The sequence below is a fragment of the Litoreibacter sp. GN1-5 genome (assembly GCF_055693805.1).
In genome coordinates this window covers 215,815-241,003 of record NZ_JBVFUP010000001.1, presented here as the reverse complement: position 1 = coordinate 241,003, position 25,189 = coordinate 215,815, and the positions used below count along the sequence as shown (strand labels likewise).

Below are 25,189 nucleotides of genomic sequence, written 5' to 3'. Positions count from 1 at the left end.
CCATTTTTCAGGCACAGAGTCGCTAGAACAATAGTCGTAAGAAACTAAAAACTGTTTCGCAAAATCAGGCTATAACCTTGTTAAGTAAAAGACAGGTCTCGCTATTTGTCACACCGGAAATTTCCCTGACCTCCCGTAGGACGCGGTCGAATTCAGGCAGGCTGGTTGTTTCGATTTGTGCCACAAGATCCCAAGAACCATTTGTGGTGTGTAACTGCACAATCTCGGGCATCTGGCGCAGTTTGCGCGTGACAGCACGGGCAAGGTTGCCCTGTAGCTCAACCATCATGACAGCACGAATGATGTCGGACTCACGGCGTTCATCAAGAGCTATCGTGAAGCGTTGGATCACACCTGTGCTGACCAATCGATTCAAGCGCGCCTGACAGGTCGCGCGTGATACGCCAAGCTGGGCAGCCAGCGTTGTAATCGAAGCGCGTGCATCAAGTTTCAACGTCGCAATCAGGCGACGGTCAATGGTATCAAGAGTATTCATTTGTATAGGTAGTTTATCATTTTGGCAGATTACACCATCAAAAAGTATAGCCTATTCGCAATTTTTGACAATTTTTCGACTTCCTACAAAACCTCATACACGTTTCATTGTCTTTACCTGACAACGGAGATCTCTATGCCCTCTTTCACCTGTTCGATACTTGGCGCTCCGATCCAATCCGGTGCCAGTCAACCCGGTTGCCTGATGGGGCCTGACAGTTTCCGAACAGCCGGACTGACTCAAACCCTGCGTGAACTGGGTCATGCGGTCGAGGATTTAGGCAGTGTTATCCCAGACGTGGTCACTGTTCCGACGCATCCCAACACAAATATCCATGATCTAGACTTTACTATTGGTTGGGCAACAGCGCTGGAAAGAGCAGCTTACAAAGCTGCGCAGACATATGACATACCGATTTTTCTGGGGGGTGATCACAGTATTGCCATCGGGTCTGTACCTGGCATCACCCGACACAGCAATGATCTTGGGCAGGACCAGTTCGTGCTGTGGCTCGACGCGCATCCAGACATACACACGTTGGAAACAACAACAAGCGGCAATCTACACGGCACGCCTGTTGCATATTTCACCGGGATGTCAGGGTTTGATGGCTACTACCCGCCCCTGCACTGTAAAGTGAGCCCGGAAAACATCTGCATGATCGGCATCCGATCAGTTGATCCTGCGGAAAACGCAGCACTCGCCGCGCACCCTATCATTGTGCATGACATGCGCTCCATCGACGAGACGGGCATTGCAACGCCATTAGGCAGCTTTCTGGACCGCATAAAACAGGCGAATGGCAGGCTGCATGTCAGTCTGGACGTAGATTTTCTCGACCCAGGCATTGCGCCCGCCGTTGGCACGACCGTCCCCGGTGGCGCAACCTTCCGCGAGGCGCATCTGGTTATGGAGATGCTCTGCGACAGCGGACTGGTGACGTCACTGGACATGGTCGAGCTGAACCCATTTTTGGACGAACGCGGTCGCACTGCTAGCCTGATGGTCGATCTCTGCGCCAGCCTTTTGGGCCGCAAAGTGCTTGATCGCCCAACCCGGAGGTTCTGATGCAATCCATCCAAGCCCCATCGACTGTGGTCATGATCCGCCCGCACCGGTTTCAATCCAACCCCGAAACCCGCGAGGACAATGCATTTCAGTCCGAGACGAACCGGACATCTGAACAGGTCGCTGCCAGCGCCCTTGCCGAGTTTGACGCGGCGGTAGATGCCTTACGCGAAGCAGGCATCACAGTTCATGTGTTTGATGATGAAGGCGAAGACACGCCGGATTCAGTTTTTCCCAACAACTGGTTTTCCACACATGCCGGCGGCCATGTGGCCGTCTACCCGATGTTTGCACCGAACCGGCAGCGCGAACGCCGCTGGGACGTGGTCGACATGCTGAAACAGAATTATCGCGTACAGGATGTGATCGATTATTCCGGTCTCGAACAGGACGGGCTGGCATTGGAAGGCACAGGTGCGATGGTGTTAGACCATATAGGCCGGGTCGCTTATACGATCCAATCCAACCGCGCCGACCCGGTCATTCTGGAAAGGTTCTGCACCAACTTCAATTTCGAGCCGATGGTCTTCAAGGCCGCAGACGCGAATGGTACAGCGATCTACCATACGAACGTCCTTATGACTGTTGCCACGAATTATGCGCTGATCTGCCTTGACATGATCATCGACCCCAGCCGCAGGCAGGCCGTGGTTGACCGGTTGGAGGAAACTGGTCGCGACGTCATCGCGCTGACCCCCGCCCAAATCGCGGAATTTGCCGGAAATGCCATGGAGCTCAGCGATCATGATGGTCGGTTTCTGGCTCTATCCGCCCGCGCACACGCCAGTCTGACCCCGGATCAATGCGCCCACATCGAGGCTTCAACCCCGATGCTACCCCTTTCCATCCCTACAATTGAGACCGCCGGTGGCTCAGTTCGCTGCATGTTGGCGGGCATCCACCTAGCGCGCCGCCCCGAACAAGGAACACCTCTATGAGCACATCTCAACCGTCCCATTTGGCAATGGTACCATTTGTCAGTGTTGAAAACATGATGAAGATCGTGAACACAATCAGTCTACCCAAGGTGATCGCCGACATCGCGGATTACATTGAGGCCGATTTCCTGCGTTGGGAAGAGTTCGACAAGACACCTCGCGTTGCGGCTCACTCCGAGGAAGGCGTGATCGAGCTGATGCCCACAAGCGACGGAGAGACCTACGGATTCAAATATGTAAACGGCCACCCTGCCAATATGGCTCGCGGGTTTCAAACTGTGACGGCATTTGGTGTATTGGCGACAGTCGAAAATGGCTATCCGGTGCTGTTATCAGAAATGACCGTGCTGACAGCATTGCGCACCGCAGCAACCTCGGCCGTAGCGGCCAAGCACCTTGCGCCCAAAAGTTCGAAAGTAATGGCGATGATCGGCAATGGGGCGCAATGCGAATTTCAGGCGATCGCCTTTCAGAACGTCGTCGCAATCGATACGGTCCGCCTATATGACACCGATCCGACTGCCACCGCGAAAGCCGCCCGAAATCTGGCAGATAGCGGCTTGACGGTAATACAATGCACCTCTGCCGAAGATGCTGTGACCGGCGCACATATCATCACCACCTGCACAGCCGACAAACAATATGCGACGATCCTGACCGATAACATGGTCGGGAGTGGCCAGCACATCAATGCTATCGGCGGCGACTGCCACGGCAAGACAGAGCTGCACCGCGATATTCTGTTGCGATCGGATATTTTCGTGGAATACCCGCCACAAACCCGTATCGAAGGTGAGATACAACAGCTTGACCCGGACCATCCTGTGATTGAGCTGTGGAAAGTCATTGCAGGCAAAGCAGACGGTCGCAAATCCAACGATCAAATCACCCTGTTTGATAGCGTAGGTTTTGCAACCGAAGACTTCTCAGCCCTGAGATATATCCGCGATCAACTGAAAGTTACCGGGCATTATGATAACCTCGATATGCTTGCCGATCCCGATGACCCGCGCGATTTATATGGTATGTTGTGTCGCGCACAAAGCTGAATGGTCGATTACAGACCTTTAATCTCTGCAATGTGCATCGTAATCTTTCGCGATATTACGAGAATCAACAGAAATTCTCGCTGCTTTGGGAACCAACACTCGGGAGAGATACATGACCCTACGCCCTACCCTATCAGTTTTTGCATTGATGGCCTTTGCCGGACAGGCAGCTGCCAATTGCGACGACGTGATATTTTCAGATGTCGGCTGGACCGATATCACCACCACAACATCCGCCACCAAACATGTGCTTGAAGCATTGGGATATGGAGTGGATATCAAGGTTCTGTCCGTGCCTGTGACTTTCTCGGCGATGGAAAGCGACGATGTCGATGTATTCCTTGGCAACTGGATCCCCGCGCAAAGCGGTGCGATTGGCCCTTATCTTGAGTCAGGCGAAATTGAACAGCTCGCTGTCAATCTGGAAGGCACCAAATATACTTTGGCAGTGCCAGCTTACACTTATGAGGCCGGCCTGAAAACTTATGCGGATATTGCAAAATTTCGCGACGAGCTTGATGCGAAGATCTATGGAATTGAGCCCGGCAATGAAGGTAACGCCTACCTCGTCAAGCTGACCGAGGAAAACACCCACGGCCTGGAAGGCTTTGAGGTCGTTGAAAGCTCTGAACAAGGCATGCTTGCGCAGGTTTCGCGCGCGGTCGACGATGGGGAGCCGGTTGTCTTTCTTGGATGGGAACCGCACCCGATGAACGCGAATTTCGAATTGAAATACCTCACAGGCGGAGAAGATTTCTTCGGCGGCGAAGGTGTTGTCTACACGACAACACGCAAAGGCTTTGCCGAGGAATGCCCGAACGTGGGCAAACTGCTGACAAATCTCAAGTTCACCTTGCCCATGGAAAATGAAATCATGGGCAAGATTCTTGATGAGGGCGAAGAAGCCGACGATGCCACAATGGCTTGGCTAAAAGCCAATCCCGGTGTTCTGGACGGTTGGCTGGATGGTGTGACCACCAAGGATGGCGGTGACGCCATGGAAGCCGTCAAAGCCAAACTGGGCCTTTGATCCTCCCCTTAAACCCCAGCCACTGCGCTGGGGTTTTTCATTTTTGATATAATAACGGTTCCGAAGCTTCTTCGGGACACGTGATCTATACCCGAAGGACATCCGATGGATTGGCTCACCGACACCAAAATTCCCGTAGGTAAAACTGCAAAGGCTATATTCGAAGGGCTCAAATCGGTGGCAAAGCCATTTTTTGACGGGCTGTCCGATGTGATGGAGGCAATGATTGATGCGCTTCTCTGGATATTCCAGACCCCGCATCCGATAGTTGTCGTGGCAGCCTTTGTCGGCTTCACGTGGTTTATGCAACGCAAATGGAAGACCTGCCTATTTGTTCTGTTGGGATTCCTGTTCATCCTGAACCAAGGCTATTGGGAGGAAACAACCGAGAGCATGACACTTGTGATATCCGCATGCGTCGTTTGTATGGCCATTGGGGTGCCTATTGGGATCGCCACGGCGCACCGGCCGCGCCTCTTTCAGGCCATGCGGCCGGTACTGGACCTGATGCAGACCTTGCCGACCTTTGTGTACCTTATCCCTGCCATTGTCTTCTTTGGCATCGGCATGGTGCCCGGACTCATCGCCACGGTCATCTTTGTGCTGCCTGCACCGATCCGGCTGACCCATCTGGGGGTTTCCTCCACCCCCACCGCTCTGCTTGAGGCCGCAGAAGCTTTTGGCGCCACGCCACAGCAGAAATTATGGAAAGTAGAGCTACCCTATGCGCTCCCCCAGATCATGGCGGGCCTGAACCAGACGATCATGCTATCCCTCTCGATGGTGGTGGTCGCAGCGCTGGTTGGTGCCGACGGATTGGGCGTCCCTGTGGTGCGCGCTTTGAATCAGGTCAACACGGCCCTTGGATTTGAAAGCGGCTTCATCATCGTGGTCGTTGCCATAATGCTGGACCGTATGTTGAGGGTAGAACGCTCATGAGTATTGCTGTTGAATTTGACAATGTGTCTATCGTTTTCGGAAAGACACCAGACAAAGCGCTCTCTTTGATGGATGAAGGCCAGAGCCGTGCAGAAATCCAGACAAAGACTGGGCAGGTTTTAGGGGTGCATGACTGTTCCCTTTCTGTGTCCGAGGGTGAAATCCTTGTCTTAATGGGGTTATCTGGTTCCGGCAAATCTACGCTCTTGCGGGCCGTAAACGGGCTGAATCCAGTTGTCCGTGGCGCAGTACATGTTCATGATGTCGAGACCAAATCCATGGTGGATATAACCCATACGGACGCAAATACCCTGCGCCGGATGCGGTTGAATTCCATCGCGATGGTCTTTCAGCAATTCGGTCTGTTACCCTGGCGCACAGTACGTGAAAATGTAGGCTTGGGGCTCGAACTTGCAGGCGTGCCGACCGCAGAGCGCAAAAAATTCGTAGATCAGCAGCTGGAACTTGTCAGCCTGTCTGATTGGGCGGAGCGCAAAGTGGGGGAACTGTCAGGCGGCATGCAGCAACGTGTCGGGCTTGCCCGCGCATTTGTGACGGATGCACCAATCCTGTTGATGGATGAGCCGTTTTCAGCCCTTGACCCGCTGATCCGTGCGCATCTTCAGGACGAGCTGCTGGAGCTTCAACAAAAGCTAAAACGTACTATCATTTTCGTGAGCCATGATCTGGATGAGGCGTTCAAAATCGGCAACCGCATCGCAATCATGGAAGGCGGTCGGATCGTACAATGCGGCACACCACAGGATATCTTCACATCACCGTCAAACGACTATGTGGCAGAGTTTGTTGACCACATGAACCCTCTGGGCGTTTTATGTGCCGTTGACATGATGGAGCCAGCCACCTCGGGCACCAAAAACCCAGTAGATTTTAACACTCCGATCAAGGCGGTGATGGAGCGGGTCTGCGATGACTCTGACCCTGTTCCAGTCTCTCGGGATGGTGAAATTATTGGCCAGATCACCAGAAAAAGTGTTCTGAGGAAGCTGCGAAAACCACGAAGCCGAGACGGTCATTCGAAAGTTTGATTGCCGTCAGTATGATATATCAGATGTTGTCTGCATTCCCCTCGTTATCGATGTCACCGATGATATCGTCCGGTTCAGGTTCATCTGTCTTTTTCAAAGTGGAATCGAATCGAGGCCGCGTGATCATAACATTCCGCCAAACGGTTGGTTCGTCATTCCAGCGAATTGCTCTAAAAATCGGTCGGTATGTCACAAACGTTTCTGTCACGACGACGGATTCTTCTGTTCCCATAAGCGGCAACCAATCGCTGTTAAAGTCCAGATCCGCTTGTTCAAGCTTTCGCAGCGTGCTGTCTTTTGAAGGATATGACCATTCAAGTTTATAATCCTTCGCCAGCGGGTCATCACCAGCACTTGATATTAAGGAGACCCGCATTGTCGGGCGCGTGGGGGATGTGATCATATAGTCGAGCAGATTATTAAGGCCATCCATATACGGCTCATTGATTTCGCCTTCGCGCGATATGATATCACTGATCGTATATGTGGTTTTCATAGCCAAAGTGTTATGCCGCACCGCATCAAACCAGGCGTAGGATGCAGCATAGATTGCAGCGAGTGCTGGGATAACAAGGCATGCTTCTACAGCGCCAGTACCTCTTTCATTATGAAAGAACAGTTTAATGCTTAGCGTAAAGCGGTCGAAATAATTCAGTACAGACATGATTAATCGGGCTCCTGTGCGAAAGCTGACATGGCGACCAGATGCATGGCCCCTGTTTCATCTACATCCAACATTGCTCCAAGACCAAATGCTGGGAAAATCGGTTCAACGACATAACAAGCGCGAACGAACATAACATCATTCGTCCGACCACGTGTGAAGGTGATTACCGGATCTGCGTCGCTTGCACGGTCTATACAAGTTGCATTTCTTGATGGCGCGCGCCAATCTTTAGGATCAATGACGATCATATCGATCTGCAACGTATTGTAACAGTCGCGCAGTACATACGCCCGCTCACAAATACTATTACGAACATCATTGTGCGTAATGACGACATCTTCACTCGTCTCAAGGCGCACGGCACGCATAGTTACATCAAGGCCATGCTCCAACATTGTTAGACGCGTTGTCGCCATTCCCAATTCAAAAGTGGACACAAACAGCAAAAGGAATGTTGGCAGAATTATTGTAAATTCGACCGTTGCATTTCCATCCTGGCACGTAAATGCGCGAAGAAGTCTCTTTAACATATTCTTCTCCGCCATTTAGCTTGAAAGTTTAAGGCGTTGGATTGTACCTGCAATCTCTTTGAATGCTTTGGATATCTCTACACCTTCAACACGGTAAAACTTACTTGGTGTTGTTGCACATTTTTCCATGACTTTGGCTGATGCATTTGTCACCTCAAAGCCGATTGTAAAGATAACTATATCTTCTGACTTTGCTGCATCACATGCCAAATCCAAGCGTCTATTTTTCTGGCTTTGATTAACCTTATTTACGACTTTATCGCGCCAGTCATAATAAACATTAGAGAAAAATGCGCTATTGTAGTATCTTATATGCTGAAAATAAACGGCATTATAATTTGTTCCAGCCATTGACCAAACCTGATTCCAAGTCAGCCGAACAGGTCCGTTATAACCGGTAGTAGGTGTATATTTTGGGCGACTGCTCCACTGAGGCGCAGAATTACTTCTATCGCGTACATACACATCGACAATCCGGTATACTGTTCGATTACGCCCTAGGTTACGATCATAATAAGTATGTTTCACAGAGACAAATCTTGAGCCAGGATCCCAGTACACATTTGAAAGTTGCGTCGTATAATTAGAGTCTAAAGTATACTGATCCGTGTTAACACCATCAGTCATCACAACCATGATTTTAAGTGTTTCATCTTCATCGGTAAATGCTGCTGGTCTGTTAGAAAATGCACCATCAATTGCTTCGTCGCCACTTAGCTTTGACAAGATATTTTTAGAGTCTGGATCAAGGAAAGCTGTGCCCCATTTCACACCGATATCGATAGAGGTATTGCCACCCGGAACAAGGTCATTGATCTTTTTGGTGATGTCAGCAACGTTCTGAGACATCAGCATAATTTTAGATGCCTCTGAGGATGGGCACATAAATAAACGGGGTTCCTTATTGTCAATAGGTGTATTTAGATGATTAACTGTTCTATAAAATGGGTCAAAATGACCTGTTTGTGTATAGGTCTCTCTAAATGGGTTACGTGAATATATAGCCGTATCCCGGAAATCATTTTCGGAGAAATCCAGGCAATGTGAGTTATTATGCCGTCCGTCAACTCTGATTTGATCCAATACAGCCTTACCTGCATTTACCTGCATATTATAAGGAATGATATTTATTGAGAACAAATCTTTATTATCATCTGTCAAAACTGTCTCGATAAACTCAATAGCAGCATCCTGCATTTTGGCCATCTTACCGTTATTTCCCATTGAACCTGACACATCAAGAACAAGGCTAATTTCAACCTTTTGAATACGTTCTTCTGCACTACCTGCGGAAAATACCCGCATTGATTCAATGCCAAGCATATTCACAAAGAAGCTATTCACATCTTTGTGCGCACGCGCTGAAACACGTCTAAAATTGATGCCTTCCTCGGGTGGGTCAACTTCAAGTGTATATCCGGCCAAACCAGATTTTTGAAAGTAATCGCTAACGACATCTTGCGGCTCAAGCGGCTGAGTGAGTGCCGCGCTCGCAAGCAATGCACGGTCGGTTGTGTATTGAATAAGCGCGCGCTCACGTTCCACGCGCATAAAATCAACGGCCATTCCACCAGCGGCGAGCATCATGACAAACATGAACAAGCCAAAGATCAGAATTGATCCGTCTTCACTTTTCTTAAAATCAAAGACGCTCAACCGCTTCATAATACGAGAGCTTATAGTCTTACCTTTGATCGCACGCATCATTCATCCCCTTGAATACATGACTCAAGCCATCTTCGCCTAAGCTGTTAGGATTAATAATTAATTATTTCTTTGGTCATATTTTGGCATGAAATGAGGCATTTTTATTAAAATCAAACTACCGGGAATTGAATTAAGGCAAGTGAGCTTCGCGACCAAAACATAAAATATCCCCAAGCCTACGACTTATTGTTAACCGTTAGGAAACCATAAGCGGGTTTAATCTGTGGTTGAGAGGAAGACCTTGCATAACAGAACCACGCAATGATTGGTCAATTAAGGCAGAAATGTTTCGAAACCTGTCAGCAGCAAGGACAATGCATGTTGGATGATGGTGCCCCCACACGGACTCGAACCGCGGACCTACTGATTACAAATCAGTTGCTCTACCAGCTGAGCTATAGGGGCACTGGGTTCTCATAGACTGCAAAACGAGATCGCGCAAGATGTAAGCGAGAGGATTTGAAATTGACGTCACAGTATGTTTTCCACCACAAAAACGATCTGATTGCGCGACGCATTCGAAAGGCATTTGCCTGCATCAGACGGCATCTATAAACAAAGACAACGAGGCTCAGAGAGGCACACTTAACATCATGCAGGTTGTCCTACATCTTGGCGCGCATTGCACGGATGATGACCGTATCCTGAAATGCCTGATTCAGAACCGGGATGTGCTGGCAGATCAGCAGATTATCGTGCCTGATGCGGGACGATATCGCAGCCTTATTGTAGAGACACAGAAAATCCTCAAAGATAATCCGGCGACATCTGAAATTCAGGATGTTTTGCTAGACGCCATGATGGATGAAGACGAAGCCGAACGGATTATCCTCAGCTACGACGGGTTTCTGGGGGTTCCTGGAAATATCTTCCGGCAAGACCAGATTTATCCTCATATTGTAGGGCATATCACGCGCCTCTATAATCTATTTCCCGACTGCGAAGTGGAGTTCCATATAGGTCTTCGTGACCCGGCGACATTGATCCCGGCTGCCTTCGGGCGGGCGCGTAGCAGAAGTTTTGTTGACTTTGTCTCAGATGTAGACCCAAGGACTTTGCGCTGGTCCGACACGATCAGACGGATGCAGCATGCGGTTCCGAACTCGAAAATTACCGCATGGTGCAATGAGGAAACGCCTCTGATCTGGCCCGAAATCCTCAGAACCGTTTCCGGGCATGACGCGCAAACCAATCTGATAGGAACCATTGATTTGCCTGCAAGCCTTATGCAGGAGGGCGGTGGTGAAAGAATGGCGGCATATCTGGAGCGCAACCCCCAACCTCAGAATATGAACGGCGCAAGGTTATCATGGCCTTTCTAGACAAATGCGTGCGTGAGGACGCTATTGAAGAAGAGATTGACCAACCCGGCTGGACTGAGGACTATATGGAAGAGCTATCCGACCTTTATGATAGCGACCTCGATGCCCTGCACACTATCCCCAATGTTACTTTCATCACCCCATAGGATCCGTGAAGATGCCCTCAATTTCCCGTAGAATTGCCCTTGGCCTGATCGTGGCCGCTGCTGCCGGTTGTGGCCGCAGCCGTGATCCGGAACCGGTTGCGATTGATATTCCTCTCTACCCGAACGAAACGCCAGAATTGCGCAGTTTGATTAACAAATACGCGCAGGTTTACGATGTGCCGGTTGCGTTGGTACACCGTGTCGTCAAACGAGAGAGCACCCATAACCCTGCCGCCCGAAATGGTCCATATTATGGGTTGATGCAGATTCTACCTGAAACCGCCCGAACCATGGGACATCGTGGGCCAGCTACAGAGCTATTGGATGCAGAAACCAATCTGAAATATGCAGTGAAATACTTACGGGGTGCATGGCTTTTATCAGATGGAAGTTTTGACACAGCCGTTAAGTGGTACTCACGAGGCTACTATTATGAGGCGAAACGACGGGGGTTGCTGGTCGAGACCGGCTTGCGCAGCGGCTAGCCCTGCTCACATACCCAACGCTTCTTTATAGAGTTCCAGCACCGCTTCTTCCTCGGATATTTCTTGCGGGTCGCGCCTGCGCATTGCAACAACTTTACGCATCACCTTGGTGTCGTAGCCACGCGCTTTCGCTTCAGCCATGACCTCTTTTTGCTGATCGGCAATATCTTTCTTTTCCTGCTCAAGACGCTCAAACCTTTCAACGAACTGTCGTAGCTCATCTGCGGTCACACGGTAGGTATCAGGAGAAGACGTATCAGACATCGGTATAAACCTTTTTTGCGGGTCAGAGCCGTTTCGATACAAAGCAGCACGCATGGGCGCAAGGGCAGATTACCTTGTCACGGTCAATCAGACGCGATACGGCAGGCCGCACAACGACCGGAGCAGCTGGAATGCAGTATCTTATACCTATTGGCACCGTGATAACCCTGCTTGGATTAGGTGGTCTGATCTGGTGCGTCGTCCGGATTGCACGCGCCCGAAAAACAGGCCAGCCCGAGGAAGAATTACGCAAAATCTTGCAATCAACGGTCGCCCTGAACCTTGGCGCGTTGTTTCTATCAGCCATCGGGCTGGCGGTGGTTATAGTTGGGATAATACTGACCTGAACAGGGCGTTAAACAGGCATATTATCGAACAGGTCTTCCAACTCTTCTTCATCTTGGGCAGACGTCTCTGCTGGGGACCAGACAACAGGCCGATCAGCAACTCTCATTTGCCGAAGCTCAGCCGTCACTTCATCACGACGTGTCGGATCGGCCAACAGCTTTTCAACGATTTGGTCAATAGCATCTGCATCAGACCTATAGGTCATTGCATACCCCCCGGTAAATTTTCCAATATTGAGACTTTACCATAAATTGGGCGCTATTCTTTGATTTCGATCATGATTGTCAGGAAAAACTTAACAATGAGCAAGAAATTGCCTGTTTTTTAAGCAATCGCAAACAAACAGTCTAACTTATCCACAGTCGCTTGTTACTTGCGTCCCAGCAATCCCCATCCTAGCGTGGCTTCATGAGCAAATCACCTGATCACCGCTGGCATGATATGGGCGGGGCCAAGGCGGGCCCAGTTCCAATGGACGGCCACGACTTCGCCATTTGGGAAAAGCGTGTGGACGCTCTGATGATCCTTGGATCGCAGCGCGGCCACTTTACTGTCGATGGCTTGCGCCGCGCCTTGGAAGACATGGGCGAAGAGGCGTTCGAAACGATGACATACTACGAACGCTGGATTGCCGCGATCAACCAGAACCTGATCGAAGCTGGCGTATACACGCTGGAGGAGCTCGGTACAAAAATGGCTGAGGTCGAAAACCGCGGCGCGACCTATGGTGCAGCACAGAATGTTTGATCCCGGCACACCAGTAACCGTGCGCCGTATGACCCCGCCGGGCCATATCCGCACACCTTATTATATGCGCGGGAAACGCGGCGTGATTGAACGCCGCCTTGGACCTTTCAAAAACCCCGAGCAACTTGCCTATGCCTTGCCCGCGCCAGAGCGCTACACTTTACCGCGTGCGCTTTACGATGGCTGAACTCTGGGGGGATAGCGCAGAAGACCCGAATGATACGGTAGATGCTGAAATCTACGCCCACTGGATCGAGGAAGCTTGAAATGCCCCATGATCATCATGACCACGATCACCACCTATCGCCATCAGGCCACCCATACCGGCAGGACAATGATGCACCTCTGAGCTATTGGCAGGTGATGGAGATCGCGGTGCGTGAACTGATGATCGAAAAAGGGGAAGTCACGGCAACCCAGATTTCGGCCCAGATTGATGCGATGGATGCGCGCAATCCTACAAACGGTGCGCAGGTCGTTGCGCGCGCTTGGACAGATCCGGAATTCAAGACGCGTCTCTTAAACAATGCCTCGGATGCGACCCGCGAGATGGGTTTTGATATCGGTCCAATGCATCTTGTCGCTGTTGAGAACACCGCAAACGTACATAACCTGATCGTCTGCACACTTTGTTCTTGTTACCCACGCAACCTGCTGGGCCTACCGCCGGATTGGTATAAAACCCGTGAATACCGGTCCCGCGCAGTGCGCGAACCCCGCAAGGTTATGGCTGAATTCGGTGTGACACTGCCCAATACGGTCAAAGTGCGCGTCCATGATAGCACAGCCGATATGCGCTACATTGTTTTGCCAGCCCGCCCGAAGGGTACTGAGGCTATGACCGTTGAGCAGCTTGCTGAACTTGTTACACGCGACAGTATGATCGGAACGGGCCTGCCGAAGCACCCTGCATGATCCAATCCTCTGTTGCGCGTGGCATCACGCTGATGCTCTCCGCAGTCTTGATGTTTACATTAATGGACGTGATGGCAAAAGCGCTCAGCACACGGGTCGACACCGTTCAAACCCTTTGGGCGCGTTACACAGTGCAAATGGCGATTGTAACCCTGATCATCCTTCCCCGTGCGCGTAGTGTTATGGCGACAAAGCACCCCTACCTGCAACTGTTTCGCGCCATTGCTTTGCTCAGCACGACGGCATTCTTTTTCTTTGGCTTCAAGAAAATGTCTTTGGTTGAAACAACAGCAATCATGCAAATATCCCCAATATTCATTATGGTCGGCGCCGCTGTTTTTTTGGGTGAGCGTTTTGGGAAACGCCGCGCTCTGGCCGCTGGGGTTGCCTTGATCGGGGCGATGATCGTTCTGCGCCCTGGCACTGATGCCTTTACCCCTTGGGCGCTTCTGACAGTGGGTGGAACGATCTGCTATTCAGCCTACACGCTGGCCACTCGTTATGCTGGCCGGGACGAAGATGTCTGGACCTCGCTCTTCTACACCGCCACCGTTGCAACACTGGTCCTGTCATTGATGGTTCCTTTCTTCTGGCAAAAACTGAACATCGGGGACCTCGCCTTCATGGGATTGTTGGGAATATTGGGCACAATCGGGCAGCTTTTGCTTATCCGTTCTCTGTCGCTGGCCCCCGCCTCACTGCTTGCACCATTTTCTTATGTAGCCCTGATCTTTTCGACGATCTGGGGTGTGGCGTTCTTTGCGAGTTACCCCGATCCACCAGTCTATATCGGCGCGCTTGTGATCGTGGGTGCGGGACTTTATGTCTGGCATCGCGAAACAAAAACAAAACAAAGTTAGACCATGGCATCGGGACCAACCTCCCCCACCGGGCGCAAAAGCCCGATAGACTTTCTATCCAATCTGGCGATCCGCGCGATCATCGGGCTGGCCATGGTTGTGCCTTACCGGCTGCGCGTTCCTATGGCGGGCTGGATTGTCTCGCGACTTGTCGCACCCATCGCGGGGTATTCCAATCGTGTGCGCGAAAACCTTGCCTATGTCTGCCCCGATCTGCCGGAAGCAGAAGTCAAGCGCCTGATCCGAGCTGTCCCCAATAATGCTGGCCGCACCTTGATCGAGATTTATTCTGGCAAATCGTTTACTGCGCGATTTGCACATGCCCCCTTGACCGGCCCCGGTGTCACCGCGCTGGAAGAAGCCCATGCCGCAGAACGCCCCGTCGTGCTGGTCACAGGGCATTTCGGAAACTACGACGCCCCGCGCGCAGCGCTCTTGGCGAAGGGCTTTCGTGTCGGCGCTCTCTACCGCGAAATGAATAATGGATATTTCAACCCGCATTATGTTGCCGCGATCTCGCAAATTGGAGAGCCCGTTTTCCCGCGTGGCCGCAAAGGCCTGTCGGGGTTCATCAAGTTTCTGCGGGGTGGCGGTATGGCAGGTTTTCTGATGGATCAATATATGTGGGATGGGGCTGATCTGAAATTTTTCGGCAAAATCGCCCCAACCGCCTTATCTGCCGCCGAGCTGGCCTTGAAGTACGATGCACTTGTTGTGCCGGTCTACGGCATTCGACAACCCAATGGTCTGGACTTTGAAGTGGTTTGCGAAGCACCCATCCCCCATTCTACGCCAGAAGACATGACGCAGGCGTTGAACGATTCACTGGAAGCACTGGTGCGCCAACATATGGATCAATGGTTCTGGATACACCGCCGTTGGAAACCGAACCGCGAAAGACCGGCTCAATCGACCCGCGATACAGCCAGCACTGGCCCGGATGTTCCGTCCTGAATAATCACGACGCTGGGCGCGTCCCCTGTAACATCTGCACGAAGGCTCAATGGGCCAGACCCATCCCAATCGCCCACACGTGTCCAGCTTGTCACAACATTCGTATAAGTTAGGCTGTGGCCTGCGTTTTCACCACGGGCAATCTCTACAATCTCTTTTGGCGAATATTGCACAAGTTGAACAGCCATATTTGTCGGTAGTTTGCTCAGGGCCTGCGCATCAACCTGTACCGATGAACCATTGCGTGTCGCAGTCAGTTCAACTGTTGATGCTCCGGCTTTATGGCGTTGTATCTGATCCGCCAGTTCCATGGCTTTTGTTCCAACCACATGATCGACCCCACCAACAACCATTTGCGGTGTATAGATCATCTGGCTGCCAGCCCTTGCAGCATAAGATTTCTGACGTGTTGTGAAAGCAGGGCTCGCGAACTGATCAGTCCAGCCCAGATAATCCCAGTAATCTACATGAAGCGATAAAGGCATCACATCGTTACGTGTCGCCAACTCACCCAGCAGCTTGTCGGCTGGCGGACAGGAAGAACACCCTTGCGATGTAAAAAGCTCAACCAGAACCATATCGGCGCTTGCCATAGTCGGCGTAATGAACCCAAGGCAAACGGCCAAGGCGCTGGTTAGAATTTTTCGCATACGAACTTTGATTCCTTTTCAGTCTGATTTCACCCTAAGCAAATCATCTAGGCGACGCCAATCAAGCCTTTGCGAGAATCGCGTCATAACCACCGCCTTGTCTTTTGCAGGTAGGCTTCTGCTTCGGAACCGAATGCCTGCATCAAACCATGTTCCTCTGGCGCAATGAACCGCCGGGTTATTACCCCAACGAAAAAGGGCAATAAGATCAAACAGGCAGGTTGACCTCGCCCAATAATTGCACCCAGAAGGATGACCCCCATTCCCAGATAGATCGGATTACGGGAAATGCGGTAAGGCCCTTCCACGATTAATACCTGTGGTGTGTGATGCGGCTCGATAGTCGTCTTGCGGCGCCAAAACCAATAGGTGGACCAGAAGATCAGGGCCAAGCCAGCCCAGATCAGACCCCAACTTAACAGCGTTAAAAACGAGCTTCCCGGATTGCCGGGGATCACCCAGGCAATACCCCAGTTTAAACCTAAAAACCCAACAAGCCAGATTGGCGGAAGATCCGGAAAACCTTTCATACCACTCACCAAAACAGCCCCGGAGCAATATTGTCAAACCACACAGTATCGCACCAAAATCCTGCTGCGATAGATTCAGTAGTCGTCCAGTCGCTGATATGCCCCACAAATGTCCTGATACTGCCTTTCGTCAGCCACCTTAATCTATTGAAAGCCACCTTGAACAATAAGTCGAGGATAAGAGAATTGTATAAAAATATTATTTTGGGCTTCAGCGCTGCCTTTCTGGTCGCCTGCGGCAATCCGGTTGAGGTCACGCAACCACCGGTGAATGTGACCCACACACAAAGTACGAAGAAAAATCTTCAGCGGTATCAGCCTGTTACAATATCGAGCAGGGTCAAAGAAGGTAAGAACAACAAACTCACCGCTGCCCAATGCCAATTGCAGGCCGACACGTTCAGAGCAGCTTTCACAACACCTGCGATTGTACGCATTCCGATTTACGGGGTCTCTTCTGAGCATTTGCTTGTCACCTGTAAAATCGGCAACAGAAGCAAAACGGTAACGCGGGAACCTTACAATGAAACACTCGCCAATGTCAGATCAAGTGGCTCAGGCGGCGGTCTGATCGGCGCCATCGTTGCGTCAGGAATTGCTGCTGGCAGAGGGAACAGAAAAGGCGACACATGGGCCTATCAAGACATACAGGTAGACTTCAAATAAATACGGACAGGGGCGCGTTGTCGTATACGCGCCCCGCCCATGTTTGGTAATTAGGCTGCTTTGGCCAAATCGCGCAGGACGTAATGCAGCACACCGCCATGTTCGATATATTCCTTCTCGATGGCAGTATCGATGCGGCACTTCACTGTAATTTCTTTCGAGCTGCCATCTGCCGTTGTGATTGTGCATGGCACTTCACTCAACGGCTTCAAATCACCCTCAAGTCCCGTAATGCTCACCGTTTCTTCGCCAGTCAATCCCAGCGATTTACGGGTATCACCGCCAGTAAACTCAAACGGTATCACACCCATTCCAACCAGATTGGACCGGTGGATCCGCTCAAAGCTTTCGGCAATCACAGCTTTCACACCTAATAGCGCCGTGCCTTTCGCAGCCCAATCACGTGAAGACCCGGCCCCATATTGCTCACCCGCAAAGATCACCAGATCACGGCCTTTTGTCTGATAGGACATTGCCGCATCAAAGATTGACATCTGCGATCCATCTGGCCCCTTGGTATAGCCGCCCTCAACCCCATCAAGCATTTCGTTCTTAATGCGGATATTGGCGAATGTTCCACGCATCATGATCTCGTGGTTGCCACGGCGCGATCCGTAGCTGTTGAATTCACGCGGGGCGACCTGGCGGTCAATCAAATACTGGCCTGCTGGTGTGCTTTCCTTGAACGACCCGGCTGGGCTGATATGGTCAGTCGTTACCATATCACCCAAGAGCGCCAGAACTTTGGCATCCTTGATATCCGAGATGACCCCGGCCTCGGGCGCCATATCCTGGAAATAAGGAGGGTTCTGAACATAAGTGCTGGTTGGCGGCCAGTCATAGGTCAGGCTGTCAGTCGTCTCAACACCTTGCCATTTCTCGTCACCCTTGAACACATCCGCATATTTCGATTGGAAAGCCTGACGCGTCACCGTTTTCTCGACAAGTTCTGCAATTTCGGCTTGCGACGGCCAGATGTCTTTCAGGAAGACATCCTTACCATTTTTGTCTTGACCCAGAGGTTCCGTGGTCAGGTCAATATCCATTGTGCCTGCCAGCGCATAGGCAACCACCAGCGGTGGTGAGGCCAGATAGTTTGCGCGCACATCGGGGCTGATCCGTCCCTCAAAGTTACGGTTGCCCGACAGCACTGACACGGCCACCAGATCGCCTTCTGCAATTGCTTCGGACAATTCCTGCTGGATCGGGCCCGAGTTTCCGATGCAGGTCGTGCAGCCATAGCCCACAAGATTGAACCCGATAGCGTCCAGATCGTCTTGCAAACCTGCTGCTTCCAGATAGGCGGAAACCACCTGTGACCCGGGCGCCAGCGAGGTTTTCACCCATGGCTTGCGGTTCAACCCCAACTCATGCGCCTTGCGTGCCACCAACCCGGCCCCGATCATGACATAAGGGTTCGATGTGTTGGTGCAGGACGTGATCGAGGCGATCACAACCTTGCCCGAAGACATCGGATATGCCTCACCATCTACAGCAACCTCCTTGTCCATCGGACGTTTGAAGGTCTCTTTCATCTCTTGCGAAAACGCCGCTTTCGCTTCGGTCAATGCAACGTAATCTTGTGGCCGTTTCGGCCCCGAGATCGCAGGGACAATCGTGCCCATATCAAGGCTCAGCGTGTCCGTGTAAATTGGTTCATAATCAGCGTCACGCCAGAAGCCGTTCTCTTTGGCATAAGCCTCAACAAGCGCAATCGTATCTTCATCACGACCTGTCGTATTCAGGTAGCGCAGGGTTTCCGCATCAATTGGGAAAAATCCGCAGGTTGCCCCATATTCCGGTGCCATGTTGCCGATAGTGGCCCGATCTGCCAGTGGCAAACGGTCCAGCCCGTCACCATAAAATTCAACGAACTTGCCCACGACGCCTTTCTCGCGCAGCATCTCGACCACTTTCAACACAAGGTCCGTTGCCGTCGTGCCTTCCACCATGGACCCTGTCAGCTTGAAGCCCACAACCTCCGGGATCAACATCGAGATCGGCTGGCCAAGCATCGCAGCTTCCGCCTCGATCCCCCCAACACCCCAGCCCAAAACGGCTGCACCATTGACCATGGTTGTGTGGGAATCTGTACCAACCAGCGTATCGGGATACGCAACCAGATCACTGGCCTGATCCATATCCGACCAAACAGTCTTGGCAAGGTATTCAAGGTTCACCTGATGGCAAATCCCAGTGCCGGGCGGAACCACACGGAAATTGTTGAACGCTGATTGGCCCCATTTCAGGAATGTGTAGCGCTCCATATTTCGTTCATATTCGCGATCCACATTCATCTGAAACGCGCGCGGGTTGCCAAACTCGTCGATCATGACCGAGTGGTCAATCACCAGATCAACCGGGTTCAGCGGGTTGATCTTTTCCGCATCACCGCCCAGCGCGACAATTCCGTCACGCATCGCCGCAAGGTCCACAACCGCTGGAACACCGGTGAAATCCTGCATCAGAACGCGGGCGGGACGGTACGCAATCTCACGCGGGTTTTTACCACCCTTCGCGCCCCATTCGGCAAACGCCTTGATGTCATCCACGCTGACAGTCTTGCCATCTTCGAAGCGCAGCATGTTCTCTAACACCACTTTCAGCGCGGCAGGCAGCTTTGAGAAATCCCCAAGCCCAGCTTCTTGGGCCGCCTTGATAGAATAATATGCGTAGCTTTTGCTTCCCACTTTTAGCGTTTTGCGGGTCTTTGCGGTATCCTGTCCAACGACGATCGGCATCTCATGGCTCCTTGGATTGGCTGTGATAACTGTATCTGCCAGCCTCTTGCCTCAAGCTGGACCAGCAATCAAGTGGTCACAGGCAGTTTTGGTATGCAATTGTATACAAATTTACTCCTATCCTCTCCCTTCCCGAGCGTTGAGCTTTGCGATAAGCGGGTTGGAATGGATTTTTTAGTCTCAAATCTTGCCTGCCAACGCGGCGACCTTACGGTCCTTTCGGATCTGAGTTGTCACGTCAATGCGGGAGAGGCTTTGATACTGCGCGGACCCAACGGGGCAGGCAAAACGACACTTCTGCGTTGCATTGCGGGCCTTACACCGCCGGTTGCAGGGCAAATGTCCTTCACCCCGGATGATGTCGCCTATGCAGGCCACGCAGATGGGTTGAAATCGCAGCTTTCCGTAGCTGAAAACCTGCGCTTCTGGGCTGCCATCTATGGCACTGCTGATCCTGACGCCGCAATCGAGGCATTCGATCTGGCACCACTGCTTGATCGTCGGACCCAATTCCTATCTGCCGGTCAAAAGCGTCGCCTATCGCTTGCCCGGCTGCTTCTGACAGGCCGCCCGCTTTGGGCTTTGGATGAGCCCACCGTATCGCTCGACACCGCTACAGTTGCAAAATTTGCAGCCGCTGTCAGTCGCCATCTGGCTGGCGGAGGCGCTGCTATCATCGCAACCCATATCGATCTGGGCTTACCCGACGCCCGTATTCTCGACATCAGCCCGTTTCGCGCCACGGGTCAGGCCGAGACCGATCCATTTCTGGACGAGGCTCTGTCATGATCGCCCTCCTACGCCGCGACCTGATGCTCGCAATTCGCGCGGGCGGCGGCTTCGGTCTCGGGCTTGCCTTCTTCCTGATCCTTGTCACATTGGTTCCCTTTGGGGTCGGCCCCGAGACTTCTGTCCTGTCGCATATCGCGCCTGGCATTCTGTGGGTTGGCGCACTACTTTCCTGTCTTCTGTCGCTTGACCGCATTTTCCAACTGGATTTCGAAGACGGCACGCTTGATTTGCTTGCTACAGCCCCACTGCCGCTTGAGGGCGTTGCCATTGTCAAAGCCCTTGCGCATTGGATCACTACCGGTTTGCCCTTAACCCTTGCAGCGCCGGTTCTTGGCATCCTGATGAACCTACCGGCTACCGCTATTCCATGGTTGATTGCCTCACTGGCCCTTGGCACGCCTGCCCTATCGATGCTGGGAACATTCGGTGCCGCCTTAACCGTCGGATTGAAACGCGGCGGCTTGCTCATCTCGCTTCTTGTACTGCCGCTTTACATTCCGACCCTGATCTTCGGTGCAGAAGCCGTCCGGCGAGGCACCGATGGCCTGAATGCGACAACACCGCTGATCTTTCTGGCAGGCATCACCGCAGGCACTATCGCATTGCTGCCGTTTGCCACCGCGACAGCCTTGCGCATCAACCTCAAATAATCGTCATTTTTGGATGAATAGCAAAAGCTCATAAAAGTCAAACCACCGAATAAACAAACCCGCGACGTAGAACGCGTCACAATTTAGGCAACTTCCCTGCGTGCCCCATTGTCGCGCGCATGTGCGATTGCCTAATGTCATCATATGTCGATCTGGGAATATGCAAATCCGAAACGCTTCATGCAAACGTCCGCTTGGGCGCTGCCGTATTTTGCCATAGCTTCTGTAGCGTGTTTGGTGGTCGGCTTGATCTGGGGGTTCTTCTTCACACCGGATGATTTCCGACAGGGATCGACCGTAAAAATCATCTACCTGCATGTCCCTTCAGCACTGATGGCAATTAACGTGTGGTTCATGATGCTGGTTTGCTCATTGATCTGGCTGATCCGACGCCACCATGTATCGGCCCTTGCCGCGAAAGCTGCGGCGCCCATTGGTGTTACGATGACGCTTATCGCACTGTTTACAGGCGCAATTTGGGGTCAACCTATGTGGGGAACTTATTGGGCTTGGGACCCGCGCCTGACGTCCTTTTTGATCCTGTTCCTTTTCTATCTCGGCTACATGGCATTGTGGGAGGCAATTGAGAGCCCCGACACAGCTGCCGATCTGACCTCGGTATTGTGTCTCGTGGGGTCCGTTTTTGCTGTGCTGTCACGCTATGCAGTCAATTTCTGGAACCAGGGTTTGCACCAGGGCGCGTCGCTCTCTCTGGATAAGGAAGAGAACGTCGCGGATGTCTTCTACTTCCCACTGCTGGTTTGCATCGCAGGCTTTGTGCTGCTGTTTATCGCACTGGTCTTGCTGCGCACCCGGACCGAGATCCGCGCACGCCGCCTGTCTGCGCTGATGTCACGTGAAAGAATGGGCCAACCTGTCACGTCGAGCTTGCCACAAGGGACAAAACCGAATGCCTGATCTGGGAAAATACAGCGATACCGTCACATCCGCCTATGCGATCTCGATCCTTCTGATCGCAATACTTGTGGGTATGTCCTTTTGGAAATCCAGACGGATCAAAGCGCATCTAGCGCAGGTCGAAGACCGCCGCCCGAAGGCAACGAACCCAAACATAGACCCTTAGTAAATATAGCGTATCTGATCGCTCCAATACCGCTCCATCCGGTGCAGGCTGGCATTTATGTCGTCAATGCCGGTCGGGCCAAGCAACCCCTTTGCTTCCAATCCATCCGCATGGCGGGAAAACAGTTCTGCAAGATTAGTGCGGACACCGCGCCCTTTTTCCGTAAGTCGCACCCTGACCGAACGCCGGTCGATCTGACAGCGTTGATGATGCATATATCCCATCTCAACCAATTTTTTCAAATTGTAGCTTACGTTCGAACCCTGATAATACCCGCGCGATTTCAGCTCACCGGCGGTTACTTCATTGTCGCCGATATTAAAGAGCAGCAATGCCTGCACTGCATTTATATCGATCAGACCCAACCGCTCAAATTCATCCTTGATCACGTCCAGAAGCAGCCTGTGCAACCGCTCCACCAAAGCAAGGCTTTCCAGATAGCCGGTCATGAAATCCTGCCCCGAAGATGGGCTGGGTAATGCGCTATGTATACTCATTCTGCTCTCCGCTCTTTACAGCTTACGGAGCACAGTCGGGCAAAATCCCCAATATTCGGTTAAACCGTTTCAGACAGCTTTATGAACAGTCAGAACCTTTTCCAAAAGAAGGGCATAGCGGGTCGGCACAGTCGTCTGACCTGATGCCCAATGATACAGGTCATGGTCATTTTCGGCGAGCATTTCATCATATAATTCAAGCTCTGCATTGCTCAGCTCTGCCATGGCCTGATCGGCGAAACTGCCCAGGATAAGGTCCATCTCTTTTATCCCGCGACGCCAGGACCGGATGCGCAAGCGTTTTAACCTGATCTCACGCGACTCCTCGCTCATCCACCCTCTCTCAACAGCTGATGCAACCGTTTTTCAAGCCGACCCATATGATCCGCAAGACGTGAAAACTCGGACCGGGTCTTGCGTAAATCCAGAAGAATATCGTTCACATCGCTCGACAAAGCCACTGTGTCCACAGGCGCATCAAGGCCGTCCCCATCGCCAGTCAGAAGCCACATGATAGAGACATTCATCAGCCCTGCCATCATTTGCAGCTTATTGGCGCGAGGCTCGGATAGATCATCCTCCCAACCACGGACGGTTTTCAGCTTGACCCCCAGCCTCTTGGCCAGGTCCTGCTGGGTCAGTCCTACGGCCTCCCGCGCGGCATGTACCCTGTCCCCAAAAGTTGCGTTTTCGTTACTGAAATACGTATCGTCCTGAAGGTCATCCATTGCCGCTCTCCTGAAAATCATGGGTGTTTGGCCTTGATCGTCTGCAGACCTGTCCCTAAGACACATCTGAGTGAAACACAAACCGGTGAGCCACGTTATGTCCTTTCTGTCGAAGACACTTTCGCGCGTAAAACCGTCGCCCACTATTGCAGTTACGCAAAAAGCCGCCGAATTGAAACGTGCCGGGAAAGACGTTATCGGCCTTGGCGCAGGTGAGCCGGATTTTGACACCCCCCAGAACATCAAGGACGCGGCTATTGCCGCAATCAATGCGGGCAAAACGAAGTATACTGCTGTCGACGGCATTCCAGAGTTGAAAGAGGCGATTTGCGCCAAGTTCAAACGCGACAACGGGTTGGACTATACACCTGCGCAGGTCAGCGTTGGCACAGGCGGCAAGCAAATCCTTTATAACGCGCTGATGGCGACCCTGAACGAAGGTGATGAGGTCGTCATTCCGGCCCCCTATTGGGTTAGCTACCCGGACATGGTTCTTCTTGCAGGCGGCACACCGATTGTGGCCGAAGCGTCACTGCAGACCAATTTCAAATTGACTGCCGATCAACTTGAAGCCGCAATTACACCGAACACCAAATGGCTGATCTTCAACTCGCCGTCCAACCCAACCGGCGCAGGCTATTCCCGCGTTGAACTCAAGGAACTGACTGACGTGCTGCTGCGTCACCCCCATGTCTGGGTGATGAGCGATGATATGTATGAACATCTCGCCTATGACGATTTCGAGTTCTGTACACCTGCGGAAGTTGAACCCGCTTTGTATGATCGCACCCTGACCGTTAATGGCGTCTCCAAAGCCTATGCAATGACAGGTTGGCGTATAGGATATGCCGCAGGTCCGGAAAAACTGATTGCCGCCATGCGCAAGGTGCAGTCGCAATCGACCTCCAACCCATGCTCTGTCTCTCAATGGGCTGCGGTTGAGGCGCTGAACGGCACGCAGGACTTTCTTGCGCCGAACAACGAAACCTTCAAACGGCGCCGCAACATGGTTGTCGAGATGCTCAATGCTGCCGAAGGTATCAGATGCGCCACCCCAGAGGGCGCATTCTACGTCTATCCATCCATTGCAGGCTGTATCGGGAAGGTCTCGGCAGGTGGTGTGAAAATCACTGATGATGAAACCTTTGCAACAGCCCTTCTGGAAGAAAAGGGCGTCGCCGTCGTTTTCGGAGCCGCCTTCGGCCTGAGCCCAAATTTCCGGGTGTCCTATGCGACATCGGACGAAGCGTTGAAAGAGGCTTGCACGCGGATACAAGAGTTTTGTGCGGAGTTGAAATAGGCGAAAGACGTCACAAAATCGCCGTTGATCTCGCACG

Annotated in this window: 32 protein-coding genes, 1 tRNA gene and 1 pseudogene; 21 read left to right on the top strand and 13 right to left on the bottom strand. The window is 52.0% G+C overall.

Annotated elements, in window-relative coordinates:
- Positions 1 to 64: 64 nt before the first annotated feature.
- On the bottom strand, positions 65 to 496 hold the full coding sequence (locus tag ACZ1HF_RS01220) for an Lrp/AsnC family transcriptional regulator (RefSeq protein WP_472655798.1): 432 nt from the start codon (positions 494 to 496) through the stop codon (positions 65 to 67).
- A gap of 135 nt (positions 497 to 631) precedes the next feature.
- Between ACZ1HF_RS01220 and rocF the strand changes: the two genes are divergently transcribed.
- The 6 genes from rocF to choV all read left to right on the top strand — a co-directional run bounded on the left by rocF (position 632) and on the right by choV (position 6,569).
- Complete coding sequence (gene rocF / locus ACZ1HF_RS01215; protein WP_472655797.1) at positions 632 to 1,564, top strand: arginase; 933 nt, start codon at positions 632 to 634, stop codon at positions 1,562 to 1,564.
- Entirely contained in the window at positions 1,564 to 2,502 is a 939-nt protein-coding gene (gene ctlX, locus ACZ1HF_RS01210; RefSeq protein WP_472655796.1) for a citrulline utilization hydrolase CtlX, read from the top strand. Before rocF ends, ctlX begins: the two co-directional genes overlap by 1 nt.
- Entirely contained in the window at positions 2,499 to 3,551 is a 1,053-nt protein-coding gene (locus tag ACZ1HF_RS01205; RefSeq protein WP_472655795.1) for an ornithine cyclodeaminase, read from the top strand. The genes ctlX and ACZ1HF_RS01205 overlap by 4 nt, the downstream gene beginning before the upstream one ends.
- Before the next feature lie 112 nt (positions 3,552 to 3,663).
- Positions 3,664 to 4,581 carry a choline ABC transporter substrate-binding protein gene (gene choX / locus ACZ1HF_RS01200; RefSeq protein WP_472655794.1) on the top strand — a complete coding sequence of 306 codons (918 nt, stop codon included), beginning with the start codon at positions 3,664 to 3,666 and terminating at the stop codon, positions 4,579 to 4,581.
- A 105-nt stretch (positions 4,582 to 4,686) separates the two neighbouring features.
- Complete coding sequence (choW, locus tag ACZ1HF_RS01195) at positions 4,687 to 5,520, top strand: choline ABC transporter permease subunit (RefSeq protein WP_472655793.1); 834 nt, start codon at positions 4,687 to 4,689, stop codon at positions 5,518 to 5,520.
- Positions 5,517 to 6,569 (top strand): choline ABC transporter ATP-binding protein, encoded by a 1,053-nt coding sequence (choV, locus tag ACZ1HF_RS01190; protein WP_472655792.1) that lies wholly within the window; start codon positions 5,517 to 5,519, stop codon positions 6,567 to 6,569. Before choW ends, choV begins: the two co-directional genes overlap by 4 nt.
- 19 nt (positions 6,570 to 6,588) lie before the next feature.
- On the opposite strand, the gene ACZ1HF_RS01185 is transcribed toward choV, so the two are convergent.
- The 4 genes from ACZ1HF_RS01185 to ACZ1HF_RS01170 form a co-directional block, all read right to left on the bottom strand.
- Positions 6,589 to 7,233: a hypothetical protein gene (locus ACZ1HF_RS01185; protein WP_472655791.1), complete on the bottom strand. Its 645-nt coding sequence runs from the start codon at positions 7,231 to 7,233 to the stop codon at positions 6,589 to 6,591.
- 2 nt (positions 7,234 to 7,235) lie between these two features.
- Entirely contained in the window at positions 7,236 to 7,766 is a 531-nt protein-coding gene (locus ACZ1HF_RS01180; RefSeq protein WP_472655790.1) for a TadE/TadG family type IV pilus assembly protein, read from the bottom strand.
- A 15-nt stretch (positions 7,767 to 7,781) separates the two neighbouring features.
- Positions 7,782 to 9,473 (bottom strand): pilus assembly protein TadG-related protein, encoded by a 1,692-nt coding sequence (locus tag ACZ1HF_RS01175; protein ID WP_472655789.1) that lies wholly within the window; start codon positions 9,471 to 9,473, stop codon positions 7,782 to 7,784.
- Positions 9,474 to 9,802: 329 nt separating this feature from the next.
- A tRNA-Thr gene (locus tag ACZ1HF_RS01170) sits at positions 9,803 to 9,878 on the bottom strand.
- Between the two features lie 188 nt (positions 9,879 to 10,066).
- Here ACZ1HF_RS01170 and ACZ1HF_RS01165 point away from each other — a divergent pair.
- Genes ACZ1HF_RS01165 through ACZ1HF_RS01155 form a run of 3 tightly spaced genes read left to right on the top strand, consistent with a single transcriptional unit; the run spans position 10,067 to position 11,426 of the window.
- A complete protein-coding gene (locus ACZ1HF_RS01165; RefSeq protein WP_472655788.1) occupies positions 10,067 to 10,795 on the top strand; it encodes a hypothetical protein in 729 nt (242 codons plus the stop codon).
- Positions 10,783 to 10,941, top strand: a complete 159-nt coding sequence (locus ACZ1HF_RS01160; protein WP_472655787.1) for a hypothetical protein — start codon at positions 10,783 to 10,785, stop codon at positions 10,939 to 10,941. Before ACZ1HF_RS01165 ends, ACZ1HF_RS01160 begins: the two co-directional genes overlap by 13 nt.
- 11 nt (positions 10,942 to 10,952) lie before the next feature.
- Entirely contained in the window at positions 10,953 to 11,426 is a 474-nt protein-coding gene (locus tag ACZ1HF_RS01155; RefSeq protein ID WP_472655786.1) for a transglycosylase SLT domain-containing protein, read from the top strand.
- Positions 11,427 to 11,432: 6 nt separating this feature from the next.
- On the opposite strand, the gene ACZ1HF_RS01150 is transcribed toward ACZ1HF_RS01155, so the two are convergent.
- Complete coding sequence (locus ACZ1HF_RS01150; RefSeq protein WP_472655785.1) at positions 11,433 to 11,690, bottom strand: DUF2312 domain-containing protein; 258 nt, start codon at positions 11,688 to 11,690, stop codon at positions 11,433 to 11,435.
- A 131-nt stretch (positions 11,691 to 11,821) separates the two neighbouring features.
- Here ACZ1HF_RS01150 and ACZ1HF_RS01145 point away from each other — a divergent pair, with 131 nt between their 5' ends.
- Positions 11,822 to 12,037, top strand: a complete 216-nt coding sequence (locus ACZ1HF_RS01145) for a hypothetical protein (RefSeq protein ID WP_472655784.1) — start codon at positions 11,822 to 11,824, stop codon at positions 12,035 to 12,037.
- Positions 12,038 to 12,045: 8 nt separating this feature from the next.
- Here ACZ1HF_RS01145 and ACZ1HF_RS01140 read toward each other — a convergent pair whose 3' ends face one another.
- Positions 12,046 to 12,243 carry a hypothetical protein gene (locus tag ACZ1HF_RS01140; protein ID WP_472655783.1) on the bottom strand — a complete coding sequence of 66 codons (198 nt, stop codon included), beginning with the start codon at positions 12,241 to 12,243 and terminating at the stop codon, positions 12,046 to 12,048.
- 236 nt (positions 12,244 to 12,479) lie between these two features.
- Between ACZ1HF_RS01140 and ACZ1HF_RS01135 the strand changes: the two genes are divergently transcribed.
- The 5 genes and pseudogenes from ACZ1HF_RS01135 (at position 12,480) to ACZ1HF_RS01115 (ending at position 15,514) form a co-directional block, all read left to right on the top strand.
- Positions 12,480 to 12,785: a ScnB-like protein gene (locus ACZ1HF_RS01135; RefSeq protein WP_472658947.1), complete on the top strand. Its 306-nt coding sequence runs from the start codon at positions 12,480 to 12,482 to the stop codon at positions 12,783 to 12,785.
- Positions 12,778 to 13,051: pseudogene (locus ACZ1HF_RS01130) on the top strand (SH3-like domain-containing protein). Before ACZ1HF_RS01135 ends, ACZ1HF_RS01130 begins: the two are co-directional and overlap by 8 nt.
- A gap of 1 nt (position 13,052) precedes the next feature.
- Positions 13,053 to 13,700 (top strand): nitrile hydratase subunit alpha, encoded by a 648-nt coding sequence (nthA, locus tag ACZ1HF_RS01125; protein ID WP_472655782.1) that lies wholly within the window; start codon positions 13,053 to 13,055, stop codon positions 13,698 to 13,700.
- Positions 13,697 to 14,560 (top strand): DMT family transporter, encoded by an 864-nt coding sequence (locus ACZ1HF_RS01120; RefSeq protein ID WP_472655781.1) that lies wholly within the window; start codon positions 13,697 to 13,699, stop codon positions 14,558 to 14,560. The genes nthA and ACZ1HF_RS01120 overlap by 4 nt, the downstream gene beginning before the upstream one ends.
- A 3-nt stretch (positions 14,561 to 14,563) precedes the next feature.
- Entirely contained in the window at positions 14,564 to 15,514 is a 951-nt protein-coding gene (locus ACZ1HF_RS01115) for a lysophospholipid acyltransferase family protein (protein WP_472655780.1), read from the top strand.
- Here ACZ1HF_RS01115 and ACZ1HF_RS01110 read toward each other — a convergent pair.
- Entirely contained in the window at positions 15,466 to 16,164 is a 699-nt protein-coding gene (locus ACZ1HF_RS01110) for a DUF1223 domain-containing protein (RefSeq protein ID WP_472655779.1), read from the bottom strand. The two genes, ACZ1HF_RS01115 and ACZ1HF_RS01110, sit on opposite strands and share 49 nt — an antisense overlap.
- Before the next feature lie 83 nt (positions 16,165 to 16,247).
- Positions 16,248 to 16,694 (bottom strand): methyltransferase family protein, encoded by a 447-nt coding sequence (locus tag ACZ1HF_RS01105; protein ID WP_472655778.1) that lies wholly within the window; start codon positions 16,692 to 16,694, stop codon positions 16,248 to 16,250.
- A gap of 186 nt (positions 16,695 to 16,880) precedes the next feature.
- Between ACZ1HF_RS01105 and ACZ1HF_RS01100 the strand changes: the two genes are divergently transcribed.
- On the top strand, positions 16,881 to 17,360 hold the full coding sequence (locus ACZ1HF_RS01100; RefSeq protein ID WP_472655777.1) for a hypothetical protein: 480 nt from the start codon (positions 16,881 to 16,883) through the stop codon (positions 17,358 to 17,360).
- A gap of 50 nt (positions 17,361 to 17,410) precedes the next feature.
- Here ACZ1HF_RS01100 and acnA read toward each other — a convergent pair whose 3' ends face one another.
- Positions 17,411 to 20,101: an aconitate hydratase AcnA gene (gene acnA / locus ACZ1HF_RS01095; protein WP_472655776.1), complete on the bottom strand. Its 2,691-nt coding sequence runs from the start codon at positions 20,099 to 20,101 to the stop codon at positions 17,411 to 17,413.
- Positions 20,102 to 20,266: 165 nt separating this feature from the next.
- Between acnA and ccmA the strand changes: the two genes are divergently transcribed.
- From ccmA to ccmD, 4 genes are all read left to right on the top strand, one after another.
- Entirely contained in the window at positions 20,267 to 20,890 is a 624-nt protein-coding gene (ccmA, locus tag ACZ1HF_RS01090) for a heme ABC exporter ATP-binding protein CcmA (RefSeq protein ID WP_472655775.1), read from the top strand.
- Entirely contained in the window at positions 20,887 to 21,543 is a 657-nt protein-coding gene (gene ccmB, locus ACZ1HF_RS01085; RefSeq protein ID WP_472655774.1) for a heme exporter protein CcmB, read from the top strand. Before ccmA ends, ccmB begins: the two co-directional genes overlap by 4 nt.
- Positions 21,544 to 21,687: 144 nt before the next feature.
- Positions 21,688 to 22,461 (top strand): heme ABC transporter permease, encoded by a 774-nt coding sequence (locus tag ACZ1HF_RS01080; protein WP_472655773.1) that lies wholly within the window; start codon positions 21,688 to 21,690, stop codon positions 22,459 to 22,461.
- Positions 22,454 to 22,627 carry a heme exporter protein CcmD gene (gene ccmD, locus ACZ1HF_RS01075; protein ID WP_472655772.1) on the top strand — a complete coding sequence of 58 codons (174 nt, stop codon included), beginning with the start codon at positions 22,454 to 22,456 and terminating at the stop codon, positions 22,625 to 22,627. The genes ACZ1HF_RS01080 and ccmD overlap by 8 nt, the downstream gene beginning before the upstream one ends.
- Here the strand turns inward: ccmD and ACZ1HF_RS01070 are convergent.
- The 3 genes from ACZ1HF_RS01070 to ACZ1HF_RS01060 form a co-directional block, all read right to left on the bottom strand.
- On the bottom strand, positions 22,624 to 23,124 hold the full coding sequence (locus ACZ1HF_RS01070) for a MarR family winged helix-turn-helix transcriptional regulator (RefSeq protein ID WP_472655771.1): 501 nt from the start codon (positions 23,122 to 23,124) through the stop codon (positions 22,624 to 22,626). The two genes, ccmD and ACZ1HF_RS01070, sit on opposite strands and share 4 nt — an antisense overlap.
- Before the next feature lie 69 nt (positions 23,125 to 23,193).
- Positions 23,194 to 23,457 (bottom strand): succinate dehydrogenase assembly factor 2, encoded by a 264-nt coding sequence (locus tag ACZ1HF_RS01065; protein WP_472655770.1) that lies wholly within the window; start codon positions 23,455 to 23,457, stop codon positions 23,194 to 23,196.
- Positions 23,454 to 23,852 carry a helix-turn-helix domain-containing protein gene (locus ACZ1HF_RS01060; protein WP_472655769.1) on the bottom strand — a complete coding sequence of 133 codons (399 nt, stop codon included), beginning with the start codon at positions 23,850 to 23,852 and terminating at the stop codon, positions 23,454 to 23,456. Before ACZ1HF_RS01060 ends, ACZ1HF_RS01065 begins: the two co-directional genes overlap by 4 nt.
- A gap of 97 nt (positions 23,853 to 23,949) precedes the next feature.
- Between ACZ1HF_RS01060 and ACZ1HF_RS01055 the strand changes: the two genes are divergently transcribed.
- Positions 23,950 to 25,152, top strand: a complete 1,203-nt coding sequence (locus ACZ1HF_RS01055; RefSeq protein WP_472658946.1) for a pyridoxal phosphate-dependent aminotransferase — start codon at positions 23,950 to 23,952, stop codon at positions 25,150 to 25,152.
- Positions 25,153 to 25,189 lie beyond the last annotated feature (37 nt).